Source organism: Planctomycetaceae bacterium (assembly GCA_039680605.1).
GTDB lineage: Bacteria > Planctomycetota > Phycisphaerae > SM23-33 > SM23-33 > JAJFUU01.
In genome coordinates, this window is record JBDKTA010000022.1 from 1 (window position 1) to 16,307 (window position 16,307).

Annotated in this window: 13 protein-coding genes and 1 pseudogene; 5 read left to right on the forward strand and 9 right to left on the reverse strand. The window is 63.9% G+C overall.

Annotated features, from left to right (window positions below):
• Positions 1–346: 346 nt before the first annotated feature.
• Positions 347–934 (reverse strand): carbonate dehydratase, encoded by a 588-nt coding sequence (gene can / locus ABFD92_06130; protein ID MEN6504098.1) that lies wholly within the window; start codon positions 932–934, stop codon positions 347–349.
• A 4-nt stretch (positions 935–938) separates the two neighbouring features.
• Complete coding sequence (locus ABFD92_06135) at positions 939–2,279, reverse strand: chorismate synthase (protein ID MEN6504099.1); 1,341 nt, start codon at positions 2,277–2,279, stop codon at positions 939–941.
• Positions 2,280–2,420: 141 nt separating this feature from the next.
• Between ABFD92_06135 and ABFD92_06140 the strand changes: the two are divergent.
• The 3 genes and pseudogenes from ABFD92_06140 (at position 2,421) to ABFD92_06150 (ending at position 4,255) form a co-directional block, all read left to right on the forward strand.
• Positions 2,421–2,543: pseudogene (locus tag ABFD92_06140) on the forward strand (type II toxin-antitoxin system HigB family toxin).
• The gene (locus ABFD92_06145) at positions 2,540–2,962 is read left to right on the forward strand and encodes a transcriptional regulator (GenBank protein MEN6504100.1); all 423 of its coding nucleotides are present in this window, start codon (positions 2,540–2,542) and stop codon (positions 2,960–2,962) included. Before ABFD92_06140 ends, ABFD92_06145 begins: the two are co-directional and overlap by 4 nt.
• A gap of 150 nt (positions 2,963–3,112) precedes the next feature.
• Positions 3,113–4,255 (forward strand): ATP-binding protein, encoded by a 1,143-nt coding sequence (locus ABFD92_06150; GenBank protein ID MEN6504101.1) that lies wholly within the window; start codon positions 3,113–3,115, stop codon positions 4,253–4,255.
• Positions 4,256–4,779: 524 nt separating this feature from the next.
• On the opposite strand, the gene ABFD92_06155 is transcribed toward ABFD92_06150, so the two are convergent.
• The 4 genes from ABFD92_06155 to ABFD92_06170 form a co-directional block, all read right to left on the reverse strand.
• Positions 4,780–5,691, reverse strand: a complete 912-nt coding sequence (locus ABFD92_06155) for an SUMF1/EgtB/PvdO family nonheme iron enzyme (GenBank protein MEN6504102.1) — start codon at positions 5,689–5,691, stop codon at positions 4,780–4,782.
• Positions 5,692–6,280: 589 nt separating this feature from the next.
• Entirely contained in the window at positions 6,281–7,435 is a 1,155-nt protein-coding gene (locus ABFD92_06160; GenBank protein ID MEN6504103.1) for a hypothetical protein, read from the reverse strand.
• Between the two features lie 18 nt (positions 7,436–7,453).
• Entirely contained in the window at positions 7,454–8,209 is a 756-nt protein-coding gene (locus ABFD92_06165; GenBank protein ID MEN6504104.1) for a HEAT repeat domain-containing protein, read from the reverse strand.
• A 252-nt stretch (positions 8,210–8,461) separates the two neighbouring features.
• A complete protein-coding gene (locus ABFD92_06170; GenBank protein MEN6504105.1) occupies positions 8,462–8,878 on the reverse strand; it encodes a transcriptional regulator in 417 nt (138 codons plus the stop codon).
• A gap of 102 nt (positions 8,879–8,980) precedes the next feature.
• Between ABFD92_06170 and ABFD92_06175 the strand changes: the two genes are divergently transcribed.
• Together ABFD92_06175 and ABFD92_06180 are read left to right on the forward strand one after the other, a co-directional pair.
• A complete protein-coding gene (locus ABFD92_06175) occupies positions 8,981–12,979 on the forward strand; it encodes a PQQ-binding-like beta-propeller repeat protein (GenBank protein MEN6504106.1) in 3,999 nt (1,332 codons plus the stop codon).
• A 122-nt stretch (positions 12,980–13,101) separates the two neighbouring features.
• Positions 13,102–13,791, forward strand: a complete 690-nt coding sequence (locus ABFD92_06180; GenBank protein MEN6504107.1) for a DUF2461 domain-containing protein — start codon at positions 13,102–13,104, stop codon at positions 13,789–13,791.
• 598 nt (positions 13,792–14,389) lie between these two features.
• Here ABFD92_06180 and ABFD92_06185 read toward each other — a convergent pair.
• The 3 genes from ABFD92_06185 to ABFD92_06195 all read right to left on the reverse strand — a co-directional run bounded on the left by ABFD92_06185 (position 14,390) and on the right by ABFD92_06195 (position 16,227).
• The gene (locus tag ABFD92_06185) at positions 14,390–15,025 is read right to left on the reverse strand and encodes a hypothetical protein (GenBank protein MEN6504108.1); all 636 of its coding nucleotides are present in this window, start codon (positions 15,023–15,025) and stop codon (positions 14,390–14,392) included.
• Positions 15,026–15,039: 14 nt separating this feature from the next.
• On the reverse strand, positions 15,040–15,468 hold the full coding sequence (locus tag ABFD92_06190) for a hypothetical protein (protein MEN6504109.1): 429 nt from the start codon (positions 15,466–15,468) through the stop codon (positions 15,040–15,042).
• A gap of 252 nt (positions 15,469–15,720) precedes the next feature.
• Entirely contained in the window at positions 15,721–16,227 is a 507-nt protein-coding gene (locus ABFD92_06195; protein MEN6504110.1) for a hypothetical protein, read from the reverse strand.
• Positions 16,228–16,307: the final 80 nt, after the last annotated feature.

Sequence of the window (16,307 nt, forward strand, 5' to 3'; positions counted from 1 at the left end):
CCGGGCGTACGTTGGAGGAACTCATTGGTGTGATCGGCCAAGCTCTCAGGGCCGTGAGCGCGGAGGAGTGCCAAGGCTACTTCCGTAGCTGCGGATACGCTACAGATGATCGCTAGATGCTCTAAGAGGATTAAAAACAAGGACAGGGACTGGCAGTGTCGCGGGCGTCTCGCCCGCGCGTTGCGAGGGCATCTTGCCCTCGCCGCTTCTCCGCGGGCGAGACGCCCGCGGTACTCGCGGACGAGACGTCCGCGACACGAAAACTTTCGTCCTCGTCTCGTCCTCGTCCTCGTCGTTGGTTGTTTCTTCAGAGGCCAGGGACGGGAAGTGCGGCATATCACGAGGGTCAATCAATAGCCAAATCGTGCAGCAGTCCGTCGCGGATGTCGTACACCCAGCCATGCACGCGCACGGTCTGGCCGCGCCGGCGGGCGTCTTGCACTACCGTGGTGCGGCAGACGTTGCGCACCTGGTGGGCGATGTTCAGCTCGCAGAAGCGGCGGTTGCGCTGCACCGGGTCGGCGATAGCTGACAGCGCCGCCTCGTGCTGCTCGTAAAGGTCGCGGATGTGCCCCAGCCAGTTGTCGATGAGGCCGTGCGACTTCGCCGACAGCGCCGCCTCCAGACCGCCGCAGTGGTAATGCCCGCAGACGATCACATGCCCCACGCGCAGCACGTCCACGGCATACTGCAGAACCGACAGGCAGTTCAGGTCCGTGTGGATCACCAGATTGGCCACGTTGCGATGCACGAACAACTCGCCCGAACGCAGACCCACGATCTCGTTGGCTGGTACGCGGCTGTCGCTGCAGCCGATCCACAGGTACTGGGGCTTCTGCTGGGCCGCCAGCTGGGCGAAAAATCCCGGTTCGCGCGACTCCATGTCGGCCGCCCAGCGGCGGTTGTTGGCGAACAGGTGGTCCAGCGTCGGCATGGGATTACCGCCCGCCGGCGGCGATGCGCTCTTTGGCCGCCTGGTACCCCAGGTGCATCAGCAGGTGGTCCAGCAGCACGATGGCCGTGTAGCTCTCGGCCACCGGCCAGATGCGCCCGACGATGGTGGGGTCGCGGCGCGTGATGGCCGCGAGCTGCTTGTTCTCCAGCGTGTACTTGTCGACGGTGTGCTGGGGCTTGTCGATGGTGGGCGTGGGCTTGACCGCCAATCGCACGACGATCGGCTGGCCGCTGGCCAGGCCGCCGGTGATGCCGCCGGCCTGGTTGGTGTCGAACTCGACCCGCCCGTCGCGGCTTTGCATCGCGTCGTTAGACTGGATTCCGGTCATGTCCTTGACGGCAAAACCGGCGCCGACCTCGACGCCCTTGACGGCGCCCAGACCCAGCAAGCGTCCCAGTTCGGCGTCGAGCTTGTTGAAGACCGGCTCGCCCAGGCCCGTCGGCACGCCGGTGGCGACGACCTCGACGACGCCGCCGGAGGAATCGCCCGTGGCGGTGATTTTATTGGCCGCGTCGAGCATGGCCTGTGCGGCCGCGACGTCGGGGCAGTTGACCACGGCGTGGACGCCGTACTTGTCCAGGACGGCCTTGGGGGAGACGTTGGGCGTCTTGGCGCGGATGGCGTCGATCTCGTTTTCGATCTGCGCGAAGACGGCGGCCTTTTCGAGGAACCGCATGTCCGGGCGGATGCGCCCCTTGACGTAGACTTCCTGATAGAACGGGTCGGTGTCGTGGCGCATCGTCTTGTAGCGATTGACGCTGTCGAGGGCGGCGGCGTGGTCGGGCTGGTCGCAGCGGACGCCGGCCATCTCGCGAATGTACGAGAACACCTCGATGCCGAATGCCTTGAGCACCTGTCGGGCGACGTGCCCGGCGGCCACGATCGTGCAGGTGTATCGCCCGCTGAAGATGCCCGCGCCGATGGCGTCGTCGTCGGGACCGTACTTGGCGAAGGAGGCGTAGGAGGCGTGGCCGGGTCGCGGGGTGCGGTTGGTGTCCTGGTACTGCTTGACGTGGATGAAGTGGCGATCGAGATTGGGGATCAGGATCGTCAGCGGCGTGCCGTTGGTGTGATTGGCATTTCCGGCGCCTTCAATGGTGTCGGCGGCGTTAACGCCCGTGTAGAGGATCGGCAGGTCCGGCTCCTTGCGCGGCGAGGAGAGCTCGTCGGCGCCGGGCTTGCGCAGCAGCAGGTCGCCGTAAATGTCCTGCTCGGTCAGCAGCATCCCCGGGGGCACGCCCTGCAGGACAGCCATGAGGCCTTCCTGGTATGATCCGCCCGCGACAGTCACTTGAAACAACCGGCCTACGTGACATCCGTACATGTTGGCTCCATTCCTGTTTTGGGGCAAAAATAATCGCACAAAAGAGGCCTCCCGTCAAGGCTTCGCTGCAGAAAGCGACAGCCCCAATTGCCCTTCGCCATGGCCGGACGGAAATCGCGAAAGTTTCCCTTGCCTGGCGCCAATATCGCCGGCAATAAGTACCGTCTGATAACGGCGATTCATTACAACCGGCAACTGGCGTTCACGCTGATGGTCCTTACGCACGCGGAGTACGCCAAAGGGAAGTGGAAGGACGTGCTATGAGCAACACCGCGACAAAGAGCGACTTCCGGCGGCTGCCCAAAACCTACGATGCGCTGGTGACCATGCTGCCCCCGCGCCCGATCCATGATGACGTTGACCTCGCCAACGTCACGGAAATGATTGACCGCCTGGCGGGCTTCGACCTCAATCAAGACCAGGAAGATTATCTTGAGGCGTTGTCGACCTTCGTGGAAGCGTACGAGGCCGCGCGATTCCCGATTGACGATTCGCAGATCAGCCCCCTCGACGCGCTCAAGGCTCTGCTGGAAGACCACGGGATGACCGCCTCGGACCTGGGCCGGCTCCTGGGCAACCGGACCCTGGGCCCGGCCATCCTGTCCGGCCGGCGAAATCTGAGCAAAGCAGCCATCAAGACGCTAGCCCAACACTTCAAGGTGGAACCGGGCCTGTTCCTGTAATCGGAACCCCCAAAGCGGACAACAGCGACGACGGAGGCTTGCGGCGACGAAAAGCGGCCGCCGATCGCCGACTGGTCGAAGGCTGGTGGACTGAAGGGTGCCGCGCACAAAAAGTCTTGCAATATCGGAATGGATTCCTAAAATGCAAGAATGATCCAGCGAGAACATACGAATCTGATCCGCCAGAGGTTGAAGAAGTTCCCGGCGGTCGCCATCCTCGGGCCGCGCCAGTGCGGCAAGACCACGCTGGCCCGGCAGATCGGCGGAGCGTATTTTGACCTGGAACAGGAAGGCTCCAGAGCCCGGTTGGATGCACAGTGGAACACGCTGATGGCCGGGCGCGAGTTGATCATCCTGGACGAGGCGCAATCTGCCCCGGCGGTTTTCTCCCGGCTGCGCGGCGCGATAGACGAGCATCGCAAGCATCACGGGCGGTTTCTGCTTCTGGGCTCGGTATCCCCCACGCTGATGAAGAACGTCTCCGAATCGCTGGCTGGCCGATTGGCCGTGGTTGAGCTTTCTCCCTTCATCCTGCCCGAGCTGCCCGCCAGTCGTATGGACGATCTATGGCTCTACGGGGGATACCCCCAGGGCGGCATTCTGGACAAGGCCATGTTCGGACCATGGCAGGACTCCTACATGAAGGTGCTGATCCAGCGGGACCTGCCCGCCTGGGGCCTGCCCGCCAAGGTCAAGACCACCGAACGTCTGGTGCGCATGCTCGCGGCGCTGCATGGCCAGATCCTCAACGCCTCCCAGCTTGGCTCGGCGTTGGCGCTGGACAGCAAGACCGTCGCCGGCTACTGCGACTACCTGGAAGGCGCGTTCCTCATCCGCCGCCTCCAGCCGTACTTTGCCAACATCCCCAAGCGGCTGGTCAAGTCGGCCAAAGTCTTCTGGCGGGACTCCGGGCTGATGCATTCTTTATCCGGCATCGGCGACATCGAGCAGCTTTTCTCTCAACCGTGGGTCGGCCATAGCTGGGAAGGATTCATCATCGAGCAGACGCTGGAGACCCTCGCCGCCGTCGGAAAGCGGGCACAGGCTTTCTTCTTCCGCACTTCCGACGGATACGAACTGGACCTCGTGCTGGATTGGGGAACCGCGCGATGGGCCGTCGAGATCAAACTGACCTCCAACCCTTCGCCCGACATGATCGCCCGGCTCAACAAGACCGCCGACATGATCGGCGCGGCCCGGCGCATCCTCATTTGCCGCACCGCGCAACCCATCGAGACCGACACCCTGCTCGTCGCCAACCCGGCCGATTGGCTGAAGAAGATCGTTGCGTGATGGGGCCGCCCCGGAAAGCGGACTGGTCGAAGGCTGGTGATCTGAGATATCCAATTTCCAATTGAAGAACACCAGCGATCACAGCGGCACGGAGTCCCCTCAGATTTAGCAGGACTCTAATTTGTTCGCGTTAGCGGCGGAGCTTGCTCCGCGCGGTTGTTTCCCGGCGCCGCTGGCGGAACGGGGAGTGCGGGATTACGCGGATTAAAGGCATTAAGAGGATTGGGAAAAAGTTAGCGGTCGAGCTTGCTCGACGCGGTTGTTGCACGCCGCGGTCGAGGCCCTGAAGAAGATGAAGATCGTCCACGAGATCACCGGCAAACGCCGTGACCGCCTGTACGCCTACCAACAATACATGAAGGCCCTCGACGAAGGCACAGAGCCGCTGCCGCATTGACTCACCTGCCATTTGATCCCGTGTTTGGGCAGAGCCCGGGATATGGGTACAAAAGCTATAAGGCATCCCCGGATTCAGCCCGTCCCCGGTCAGCCAGGCGTCCCCGGATTCCGCCCGGATTCCGAGGTTATTTCCTCATTTTCCTGGCAAGTATCCCCAACCCGACCACCAGCAACCCCATCGTGCTGGGCTCAGGGATGGAAGCAACGCGAAAACCAGTGCCACGGAATTCACTTCCTGATCCAACATCGCCGCGGTTTGCGAGCGAAAGGAATGACTGGTCGTTTTGATATGACCCACCTCTCGTCATATGAAGAATGTATTCTATGTAATCGTTAGCGTACCAAGAGCTCTCAGTCCACTCGAAGACGTTGCCCATCATGTCATATGTTCCATTAAGTTCCCGACTGCCGCTTCCGACGTTCCATGGGCCATGAGAATCCGTGGCATAAGCACCTGACCAAGACATATAGTTCCACCCCGTTCCGTCTAGTCCGTTGCCTTGAGTGACGCTCTCCCCAGGACGGGTCGCATAGTCCTGCATGGTCGTTCCGTTCCAGTAAGCAGCCTTCACCCACTCATCCTCTGTAGGAAGAAAATAGTAGGCGTCTTTGTGACGGCGGAGATTAACCCCACCGGCCGCCTCGGCTGCCGTCCAATTTGCATATGTGTAATCATCCTGACCTTGAGTGCCAGTGAATTTGTAGGCCGCGTGGTGTCCTGTAGAGATGTTCAACCAGTTGACGAACTGTGCCGCCTCATACCAACTCACCATGTTTGTCGGGCAGTCATCACCTCCCCAAACCAAGGAGGTTCCATCATAAGCGCCCGTGGGATAACCTTTAACTGGACCGTACTCGGCCTTAAACTTGTTCCACTGTCCATTGGTGATCTCAAAGACACTTGTTCGGTAATCAGTCAGAACAATGCCTCGCCCACTGACAGGATTAGTGGCATTCGATATTACAACAAAGTCAATCGTGAACTGGTTAGCTCCTGTACCAAAGACATCCGCCTGCGCTCCGGAACCGGTGGCCAATACAACGATTATATATATATATATATATATATATATCCAAAATGGAAACTGGGTTTTCCCACTTTTTGCTCCTTATTCGAAATTCCTCAACGGACCTATCTATCCTGAGAGGCAAAAGCGTCTTCTTCAACTTAATGTACCAACTTCCGGTGCATTGTCAACAACTTTCCTTTGTGCGTGCTGATGTGCTGATGTGTCCGACCAAGAACAGAGCGTTGGAGGAATGAAACCGAGCGATGCTGAGAAGGGCCGGTCTGCATGAATCACCAAGGGCACGCACAACTCCGTTGTGCGTGCCGCGCGAGCGGTCCGCGCCGGTTATCCTGGCGCTGGAAGACGGAGGATTCCCCGCGCGCTCGCCCCTACAGCAAAGCGGCGGGATTGAGGCTGAAGTGCTCGGCCAGGATGCGGATGTGCGCCTTGCTCAGGCCGGGGACCGGTTAAAAGCGTCGTCGGCAACATCGAGTTTGGTTGCGGCCAAAGGCCGTGCCGGGTGCTCTGTGGCAAAGTTGTTTACACCGCCTGATGCCGCCCGTGACAGGACTGACGATTTGCCGGGCGATGCCTGACGGCCGGAATCGCGGCGGGCTCAGGGGTTCCAGCGGGCCGGGTATAGTCGGGGGCTGATCTCCAGCGGCGAGGCGGTCTTGACGGTTCCGTCGGTCTTGAGGTAGTTGACCTTGCCGAGGTGGCGGGCGCTTTTGAGAAGGATCGTTTCGGCAGTGACGGCGCTATCCAGATCGACGACGGTGGTGTCCTTGTAATCGACCAGCACGATGGGCGGGTCGTTGAAGGCGAAGCGGTTAATGCGGGAGTTGATGGCGTAGTTGGTGGAGATCAGGACCACGCCCGGGCCCGGAACGGCACTGGCGCCGGCCGGCGCCCCCCAGCCCTCGATCTTCGTGTACTGCCCGCGGCGATAGCGGATGACCGGGTCGGTGCCGAAGGCAGGCTTCCCGTCATAGTACAGGTCGTTCATGTTTCCGCACGTGTTGAGATGGGTGGCGGGATTCCATCCGGTGGTGCAGGTCACGCCTTTGTAGATCGAGGGAATAATGGCGGTATAGTTTTCCGGATCGTAATGAGATGTCGCCCAGGGCACGTAAGCGGTCCCGTCGGTGTAAACGCGGATCATCCCGTCGCTGTCGAGATTGCCGGTATGGAAGCCCAGGCTGGTCTGGTCGATGTGCCTGAGCGTCGGGTCGTCCTGGAAGTGGAAGTCGACGAAGCTGCCTCGCGAGTTGGTTCCCTGGATGGAGGTGTAGAGGGTCATGATCGGAAACGACGGATCGACCGACGCCACCAGCATCGCCTCCGGCGGGAAGTACGCCACCTCCGGGCTGGCAAAGACGGTATCCGCCGGCCAGCGCCCGATCCCGCAGTCGTACTCGAGTTTCTTGAGCTTGCTCTTGAGGGGCTGTTCCCTGACCTTGTCGGCCGGGGCCTGGGGCGTTCCGTAGGCGATGTCCTCGGGGCAGAGATAAATCGCCTGCGTCGAGACGGCGTTAGCGGGCACGCCCGGCCAGTTCGAGGCCTCGGGATAGTTGGCCTTGCCGCTGGGCCCGCCGGGGGTGTCCTTGGCCAGGACGAAGGCCTCTCCGAGCCGGCTGAGATTGTTGGCGCAGATGGTCATGCGCGTCCGGGCCACGATGGTGCCCGCTGTCGGGAGCACGAGCACGATCAGCAAGGCGATGACCAGCATCACCACCAGCAGTTCGACAAGCGTAAAAGCAAGCCGCTTCATGAGCATCTCCTTGAGCCTTTATCGCGATCCTTCGTGACGGCCGTGCGGACACGCGGCGCCGGGCGGTCCGCAATGACGCTGGCAGGGCCGGTTGGCGACAACATCCTGCGGACGCAAATCCGGCGTGACGCCCGCAGCCGCGTAGACGGGCTTGAGCATCTCTTTCCATCGCTGCACGATCTCACGCCATCGGGCCGTGTTGGCGGGCGTGAGGCCGTAGGAGATCTTGCCGTGGGTCTTGGCCAACAGGGTCTCCAGGCCGGCCATCTTCACGTCGGCCACCGCGTCGGTGTCGGCCGCCTCCAGCAGCGCCACCGTCGCCCGCGGACTGCGGCAGCATCCCAGACTCTTGAGGGCGCCGATGCGTACCTGCGGGTCGGCGTCTTGAACGGAGAGCCTCACGAGGTCATCGACCGCCGCGTCGTCGTCGAACTGCGCCAAGGTCTGCGCCGCGACGATCCGCACTCGCGGATCGGCATCGTCCAGGCCGCTGCGGACGGTGGGGCGGTGGAGGTCGGGCAAGTGGCTCATGGCGGCCATCGCCACGGCGCGCACTTGCGGCGAAGGATCATTTCCCGCGGCATACGCCAGGGCGCGCAGCGTGCCGATGGGGCGTTCCACGACCAAGGATTCAATCTGGGCGATGCGTTCCTCCGGCCGATCGCCGCGGATCAAGGGCTCTGCCAGCAATGAACTGCAGACGGCCGCTGCCGCGACCAACCCCGCACCGGCCAGAATCACCAAAATCGCCCGACGTGAAATGCCCTGTAACATATCGCCCACATCCTTCATTGGACCGAAAATGTCGCTGAAACCCAGTACAGAATGGAAGTCATGCCGCACCCGAAAGGCTTGTGCGGCGGCTATCCCAATCGGACGCGGGTATTCTACCTGCGCACTTTCCGTAGCGCCAAGGACTATTCCGCAATTGTCGATGGTCTTTTTCGAGCAATGGGTAAGGGACTATCCAACACCCAACAGACGCCGGAGACCCTCGATAAAGGACCTGCTATCGCCGTAACGTCCTTACAGCAGCGCGGCGGGATTGAGGCTGAAGTGCTCGGCCAGGATGCGAATGTGCGCTTTGCTCAACTCGCGCTGGCCGGTCAATATTCGGTGTCCGAGGCTGCAGTCGCCGAGAAGCCTGCCGAGATCCGATTCGGTCATTTCGTGCTCGGCTAGAAGACTGCGCAGCAGTTCTACCGGGGTCATCGTCTCCTGACCAACGGCGTGATGCTCCGCTTCATATTTCTCCACAAAGGTGGCGATGGCGTCAAAATAATCCTCCTGGTCTGCATTCATATCGAAGCCGGCCATCGCGTCCAATACGGCCAGCGCGTTGCGGTAGTCCACGTCGTCGTGAAGGGGGCGCGGCATGAACAGCCCCACAAGCTCGGCATAGGTTTCCGGAATGTCGTCGTGCGTCAGTGTCCTGGTTTTCATAACTGCTCCCTCCAGGCGTTTCATTCAAGATTGTCGCGTGGTGACGCTCCACAGACAAGATGATTTGCCCGCGTCGGGGGCATGCGGAGGGGGGTTACACTTATGATGGTGCCAAAGCGTCTGCTCATTGCGCGTCTGATCGCCGCTGCGCGGGGAATGCCCCGGCCTGGCACGGCCGGGGCTTTATGGGCGCTGACACTGGCGATTCTTTCCGCCGCCCTGGCCAGCGCGCAGGACCTCCCGCCGCCGCGGGCGATGGACATGATCCCGCCCGCCCAACTCCAGCGCGAGATCGCCTGGAAGCCGACCTGGGACGAAACGCTCAAGGCCAATCTCCAACCCGGCTGGGACCAGCCCGCCCCGCCGGGCGACTACCCCGTGCCGGCAAAGAGCGTGATCGCCAGCCTGCAGAACGTCGCGCTGCTGTCGGCCATGATCGCCCGCTTCCCCGCCGAAAAGGACAAGCACGCCCTGGCGTACGGCCAGATGGCCGACATCTATCACCGCATGGGCAGCGCCTGGTGGCGGAACTACTACCTGGGCAAGCTCATCGTCGAGTTCCCCGCCCGCGGCGACGTGGTCGCCCCGGCCTGCCAGAACCTCTCGATGGCCAGCCCGCGCGGGCGGTTCGAGTCGTCGGCCGTCTTCGAACCGGTCGCGCGCCAGGCCGTCGCCCTGATCGAACGCGGCGCCATCCCCGCAGACCACGCCGGCGCTGCCGCCGCCTGCAACATGCTCGGCGAGATCCTGCTGACCGACATGCGCTACGACGCGCTGGACCCGTTCCTCAAGCAAATGCAGCGGCTGGGACCCAAGTGCCCCGGCGCCGCCGCCGCGGCGGCCAAACTGCTAGCATCGGTCGGTCATGCCAAACTCGCCGCCGACCTTCAGCCGCAGGCGCCGGCCAACGCGTGGGACCCCGAGGCCCCTCAGCCTCGCACGCGCAGCGCCCTGCCCCCCCTGCCGCGCGACACGCCCCTGCACATGCGATGGCAGTCGCTGCGAAACATCAGCGTCAAGGAACCGCTCAAAGACTCCGACATCGAACTCATCCAGGACCTCCTCGACACCGCCGCACGCGGCGACGAACTCATCCCGGCAGATAAGAACACCTTCACCGCCTGCTCGGCGGCCGCCGACGAGTTCCTCACGCGCCTCGAGGACTCGGCGTTGGCGACGCTGGCGCAGTCCCAGCAGCGCAGCGCCGCCAACTTCGCCCGCAGCCTCATGCTCACGCGCGACCGCGACGAGATGGTCCGCCTGGGGCGGCGGTTCCCCTGGGCGCCGGTCGTACACGAAACGCTCCTGGATTTCGCCGAAGAGGCCCTGCGCGACGGGCACCGCCAGTGGGCGATGGCCGCCTACGCTGACGTGCTCGCGCACAGCCGCGACAGGCGCCTGCGCGTGCAGGCCCAGGCGGGGGCTTGGTTGACGCAGTCGCAGGAAGCGTGTACTCCCGCGACGGCCGCGGCTGTGCCCGACGAGGCCCAACTCACCTGGCGCGGCGCCGCTGCAACGTTGGGCGACGTGAAGAAAGCCATCTTCGGTCCTGGTGGCACAGGCTTTCCAGCCTGTGATGCACAGCCTGGAAAGGCTGTGCCGCCAGTTCGTCTGGCGCTGCCGGCGGCGTGGATGGCGGCCGAGGCCCCTCAGGAGGGTCCGCCGCCGATGCACGTTCCCTGGCCGGTCGCTCAGGTTCACGTCGGGCGGCAGTACGTCATCGCCGCGACGCACAATCGCGCGACGGGGTTCGCCTCCGGCGGCGACCAGCCGCTATGGGTCGTATCGCCCCTTGCGCCGTGGCAATTTCCTGAGCGGACCGCTGCCAAGCCGCAAGCGGCTGTTGCCCCGCCGCCGCCATCGCCGCCGGTGCCCGACGGTCCGGTTTCGCTGTTGCGAAAGGGCGACAACTGGTGGATCGAGTTTCAATGCCAACCCATCGCGATCGCCGCCGGCGCCGCGCCGAGCCCGGCCATCGGGCTGTTCCGGCACAAGGGCGCCGATGTGCTGGCGGCCGTCGAGCCGCGCAGCGGCAAGGTGATCTGGTCCAGCGCCGCCCTGGAGGGGTGGAACGCCCTGCGGCCGATCAGTCAGCCGACTCTGGCCGAGGGTCGGGGGTATCTTCTGGCGGCCGGGCCGGACGGCGAGCAGGTGCGGCTGCTGCTGACGTGCTTCGAGCCCGGCAGCGGCAGCATCGTCTGGCAGCGTCTGCTGGGCACGACGTCGGCGGACCTGCTGGACAGCGCCGTCGGCGCCGGCCCGGGCGTCTTCCAGGGGCGCGTGTATTGCTGCACGAACCTGGGGATCGTCGCCTGCTGCGACGCCCGCGACGGGGCGGTGCAGTGGCTCTGTGCGTACGACTCGGCCTGGCAGGACGTTCGCCCGCCGCGGCAAGCCGTACAGATTACCCGCCAGGGCCCCGCGCCGATCATCGCCGGTAGCGCGGTCGTGATGGCCCCGCGAGACCATACCGGTCTGCTGGCGTTCAACCGCCTCAGCGGGCAGATGCTCTGGCAGTCGCCGCTGGTGCCGTCCGACGGGATCATCGGCGCCGTCGGCGGCAGGGTGCTGGCGATCAACAACCACTGGCTGGCGGCGGTGGAAGCGGCCACCGGGCGGCTGCTCTGGTGCCGGCGATTTGACGAGGGCACCGGTTCGGCGGGGACGATCGTCCGCGACGCGGCGGTGATTATTTCCGCCCGGCGCCTGCTGCGCATCGAACCTGCCGGCGGCAAGACGATTGACGCCGCTGAATTGCCCGATGACGCAACCCAGGCGGTGGTGCTTGGCGACGGATCGGTGCTGGAGATCGCCCCGCCGGTGATCGCCGCCCCGCCGCCGGCGGCGTGGACGCCCGCGACGGCCGCAGCGCCCGGCGGCGTCGAGATCAAGAAGCTCTGGTCGCTGCCGCTGGGCAGATCGCGGCTGTTGCTCGCCGACGACGAGACGGCGCCGCAACGTTTCGGCGTGCAGAGCGGGCGATGGCTGGGCGGCGTGGAGATTGCCCCGGCGGCAAAGCTCGCCTGGCAGCGCACGCTGGATCGCCTTCCGTCGGGCGTCGAGAGCATCGGCGGGCGGCTGATTGCCCGCACCGGCGCCGAGGTCGCCGCCTTCGATGCGGCCAGCGGCCGGCGGCAATGGACCACACGACTGTCGTTTCCGCCGTACTTCCTGGCCGGGCAGGGCGACGTGCTGGTAGCCGATTCAGCCCCTGGGCGGTGGGAGCTCAATGCCGCCGCGATCGACGCCCGCTCGGGCAAGCTGCTCTGGACGCGCAGCTTCGACGACGCGCTGCGGCTGTTCCGGAGCTGGAACTCGCAAGGCCTGGCCGTTCGCCGCGGGGCCGACGGGGCGCCGGCTGTCAGCTTGTACATGCTGGCGGGCATGCTCGATGAGAACCCCAACGGCTTCCTGCTGGGCGAGGTGCGCGTGGGCGCCGCCGACGGGGCGATCCAGGAAATCTCCGCCGCTCTGCCCGGCGAGCGCGAGGCGCCGGCGTGGACGGCTTTTCGAGGCAGCGCCATCGGGTATCTCATCGGCGGCCGCGAGGCGAGCATGGCGGTGATCGGCCCGGACGGGCTGGCCCGAAAAGCCCAGTGGAACCTCCGGACCGACATCGGCACCGCCCAGGCGTACCCGTGGTTCCTTCGCATGCAGGCCGACGCGTCCTGGGCGTGCTTCAGCGAGTTCGGCAAGCTGGCGCTGATCGACGTGGCCACGGGCAAGTCCGCCGCGTATGAGGTGCCCGCCGGACCGGCCGGATCGCTCACGAGCGTGTACGCCACCCGCGTGATCGGCGACGTGCTGGTGGTCGTCGCCGGGCATAAGGCCCAGTTCATCTATCGCAAACAGCGAAAGACGCCCGACGAGCGATGGCAGCCCATCGAGCCCAAGGTCTTCGTACACCTCTTCAACCGCACCACCCGCGAATGTTTCATCAGCCGCGAGGTGGCCGGCGTCGAGTGCGGCAGATCGTGGGAAGTCGACTGGGACATGCAGGCCAGGATCCTGGATAATGCCCTTGTCGTGGCCGACTGCAACGGCGTGCATCTGTTCGCCGCCGCCTGGCCGCAAGTGCCGCCGCCGGCGGCCCCAAAGTGACTCGGGTGGCACAGCCTTTCCAGGCTGTGTTAGAACTCCAGACACAGGCTGGAAAGCCTGTGCCACCTGAGCAAGCATGGCGGCTGGACAACGGCCGCCATGGCACCCAAGAGGAGTCAGAGATGAGCTTCACTGGATTTTCGCCCGAGACGGTCGCGTTCCTGGCCGAGTTGGCCGGGCATAACAACCGCGACTGGTTTGCCGCCAACAAGCCCCGCTACGAGCAGCACGTCCGACGACCGGCGCTGGCGTTCATCGAGGCCGTCGCCGCCCCGCTGGAAAAGGCCTGCCCGTGCATCTTCGCCGACCCCACGCCCGTCGGCGGCTCCCTGATGCGAATCTACCGCGACACGCGGTTCGGCGGCGACAAGACGCCGTACAAGACGAACATCGGGATCCACTTCCGCCACGAGCGCGGCGACGACATCCACGCCCCGGGCTTCTACTTTCACCTCGACCCCAAGGAGTTCTTCCTGGCCTGCGGTATCTGGCGCCCCGAGGCCAAGCCGCTAGCCGCCATCCGCACGCGAATCGCCGAATACGGCGACGAGTGGATGAGCATCCGCAAGGACAAGAAGTTCGCCAAAGACTGGGGCAGCATCACCGGCGAGCGTCTCAAGCGCCCCCCGCGCGGCTTCGACGCCGAGCACCCCTGCATCGAAGACATCAAGCTCAAGGAGTTCCTGGGCGTCTGCGACCTGCCGCGCGAGACGATGTTCTCCCGCAAGCTTGTGGACGCAGTGGTGAAAGTCAGCGCCACCGCCCAGCCGCTGATGAAGTTCCTCTGCGACGCGATGGCGATCCCGTACTAAACCGGATATTCATCGGCGGAGATCTTGACGCGGCCTCGCTCGGCCGCAACCGTTGTTGTTTCATGCCATCCCGTGTTGTGGCTCATCGCTCATGCAACAAATCTTCGTGGGAAGAAAAGAAATGGGATGTGATCGTGATGAACTGGCACGGCCACAAGATGCCATATCTTTTCATGGCCGGGACGCCCGTGCGACTCACGGGCGAGACGCCCGTGCTACTGCAATCTTCCAAAACCTTTGTGGTCTTTGTGCCCTCTGTGGCAAGGTTGTTTCCTGGTTTGGGGTGACCGAAGGTTCATGTGTTCGACTGTGGAACATGTCCGTGGCACGTCGCGCGGCAACACGCGCGGGGCAAGCCCCGCCGCTAACGACAGAGCGCAACAGTCATCTGGAATCTGACGTTACTTTATTGCGTGGGAGGCTGCTGCCCTACTGGTAAGTACTGATCGCTGCACAGCATGGCAATAGTAATAGCTTACCTTCCCCGCAAGTAGCTGTGAAAAGTACAACAAAGTGCAAGGAAGTGCAGTGCCGGTTCTGTCAGAAGAAACGATCCGAAATCCGCAATCAAAAATCCGCAATGGCTTTCTTGGCTTGCTTACTTGAGCATGTCTGACAGGATGGCCACCACTTCGCCCGCCCGCGGGGCCACCAGGGTGACCGGGATCACCAGCATGGTCGCCGCGGCAAGCAGCAGGGCCGCCATGGCCGGGCTGTGCCTCGCATGCGAATGCGACATGGCTCGCGACAGCTCGGCCTCGAACTCCGTCGCCTGCGCCTCGGTGGCGCCGGTCATCTGGATCGTGATGTTGCGCAGCAGCGGGAAGGCGCCCAGGCGAATCATCCCGCCGGCGCCAAGGCGGAAGCTCTGGCCGCTATGGTCGAACTGCCAGCCCAGCCGTACCAGCACGCCGCTGATCATCGCTTGAGCGCAAGGGAGCGAGAGATTGTAGACCACCCATCGCGGACCACGCGGAACCAGCAGCAGCCCGCCGGCGGCAACGAGCCCGCCCGCGCCGAGCATGGCCCAGAAGGATTGCCCCAGCAGCATGACAGCCGGGATCAGCAGCAGCGGGCTCAGCGCCCCGGCCAGCAGAGCGTAGTCGCGCCGGGCGGTCAGCAGTTGCGGATGCTGTCGGGTGTTGAGCAGGCCCAGGATGAGGAAGTACAGCCCCACCGGCACCATGACGGAGGTGACGCGCATCGAGAACACCAGATGTCCCAATGCCAGCATAGTTCCTGTCCGTTCTAAACGTCGCTGATGTCGCTCGGCTGGGCCACCTTACGATACCCCAGCGCCTTGATCAGGTCCAGCACTTCCGTCCAGGTCGGGAAGGGCTTCTTGTTGACCTGCTTATATTCAGTTATAGCCTGGATGAACTCAAACTGTTCGGGAGACATTTCACCTTCTTCCGCGCTGCGGCGGCTTTCGGTTCTCCGGCGTCCGGGCCCGCGACGGCGGTCGAGCTCGCTGCGGCGGTCGCCCTCGGCGCCTCGGCGCTGACCGCGGCGCCGGTCGACGCCGGCGTACTCGACCTGCGCGACGCGCCGCTCGCCGACGAGGCGGCGATCGACGACGCTGCGCCGGTCCGGGCCGCGGCGGTCGCTGCCTTTGCGCTGATCGCTATCCTGTGGTATCGGCGTCGCGTCCGCCGGCGGCTGCTGTTGGGGATCCATGATTTTCCTCGACCCTGCCCCCCCGGGGATAAAACGTCCGTCAGAATATTATCGGCCGATTTGCCTGCCCGCCTGAACATCGCACCTGAAAATGCGTGTACCGCAGAGATCGCAGAGTTCGCAGAGAGTTTTGGGGTAACAACCAGGTTCCGGCAGATTGCTTTTGCTCCATCATCCCGATCTGCCTCAATCTTCCGTTGTTGTTTTGCCGCATCTTCTTCCTCTGCGTTCTTTGCGACCTCTGCGGTGAGATCAGTCCTCGTCATCGGCGGCGCCGCCCAGGCCGTCGTCTTCGTCGTCGTCGAAAAGCCCGCCGCCCAGCCCATCGCCGTCCTCGTCCTCTTCGTCTTCTTCGTCCTCTTCATCCTCATCGTCATCGTCGTCTTCGTCATCGTCTTCGCTGAGGACGGTGGGCGTGGCGTCTTCCTCTTCGTCCTCGTCGTCGAAGAGGTCTTCTTCGCCCTTGCGGAACTCATCGTCGTCCTGGCGGTCGGCGATGATCTCGCCGGCCTCGTCGAGCAGCACCTCGGGAACCAGCACCGGGACGCCCTGGGTCATGCCGCCCTTTCGGGCGAGGCGATGCTGCTGGTCTTCGGTGGCGACGAGTTCGTCGTCGCTGCCGATGATGGCGGGAATGTCATGGTCGTCCAGCAGCGCCCGGTAGTCTTCGGCCTCCTCGACCGAGCGGGCGAAGACCGCCGGCACAAAATCCGACAGCCCCCCTTCAAACGATCCTGACGGTTCTTTTCGTTTTGCCACGCCGCACCTCGAGTAATTATCTGGCGTCCTGAGTCGAGGACGATCAAAATATCATTCGGCCAACCGCCTGCCGGAATCCA

Coding starts and splice junctions, on each gene's coding strand:
- ABFD92_06145 (MEN6504100.1), top strand. CDS start 2,540: ATGAGCAACACCGCGACAAAGAGCGACTTCCGGCGGCTGCCCAAAACC.
- ABFD92_06160 (MEN6504103.1), bottom strand. CDS start 7,435: ATGAAGCGGCTTGCTTTTACGCTTGTCGAACTGCTGGTGGTGATGCTG.
- ABFD92_06180 (MEN6504107.1), top strand. CDS start 13,102: ATGAGCTTCACTGGATTTTCGCCCGAGACGGTCGCGTTCCTGGCCGAG.
- ABFD92_06165 (MEN6504104.1), bottom strand. CDS start 8,209: ATGTTACAGGGCATTTCACGTCGGGCGATTTTGGTGATTCTGGCCGGT.
- ABFD92_06150 (MEN6504101.1), top strand. CDS start 3,113: ATGATCCAGCGAGAACATACGAATCTGATCCGCCAGAGGTTGAAGAAG.
- ABFD92_06170 (MEN6504105.1), bottom strand. CDS start 8,878: ATGAAAACCAGGACACTGACGCACGACGACATTCCGGAAACCTATGCC.
- ABFD92_06135 (MEN6504099.1), bottom strand. CDS start 2,279: ATGTACGGATGTCACGTAGGCCGGTTGTTTCAAGTGACTGTCGCGGGC.
- can (MEN6504098.1), bottom strand. CDS start 934: ATGCCGACGCTGGACCACCTGTTCGCCAACAACCGCCGCTGGGCGGCC.
- ABFD92_06175 (MEN6504106.1), top strand. CDS start 8,981: ATGATGGTGCCAAAGCGTCTGCTCATTGCGCGTCTGATCGCCGCTGCG.
- ABFD92_06190 (MEN6504109.1), bottom strand. CDS start 15,468: ATGGATCCCCAACAGCAGCCGCCGGCGGACGCGACGCCGATACCACAG.
- ABFD92_06185 (MEN6504108.1), bottom strand. CDS start 15,025: ATGCTGGCATTGGGACATCTGGTGTTCTCGATGCGCGTCACCTCCGTC.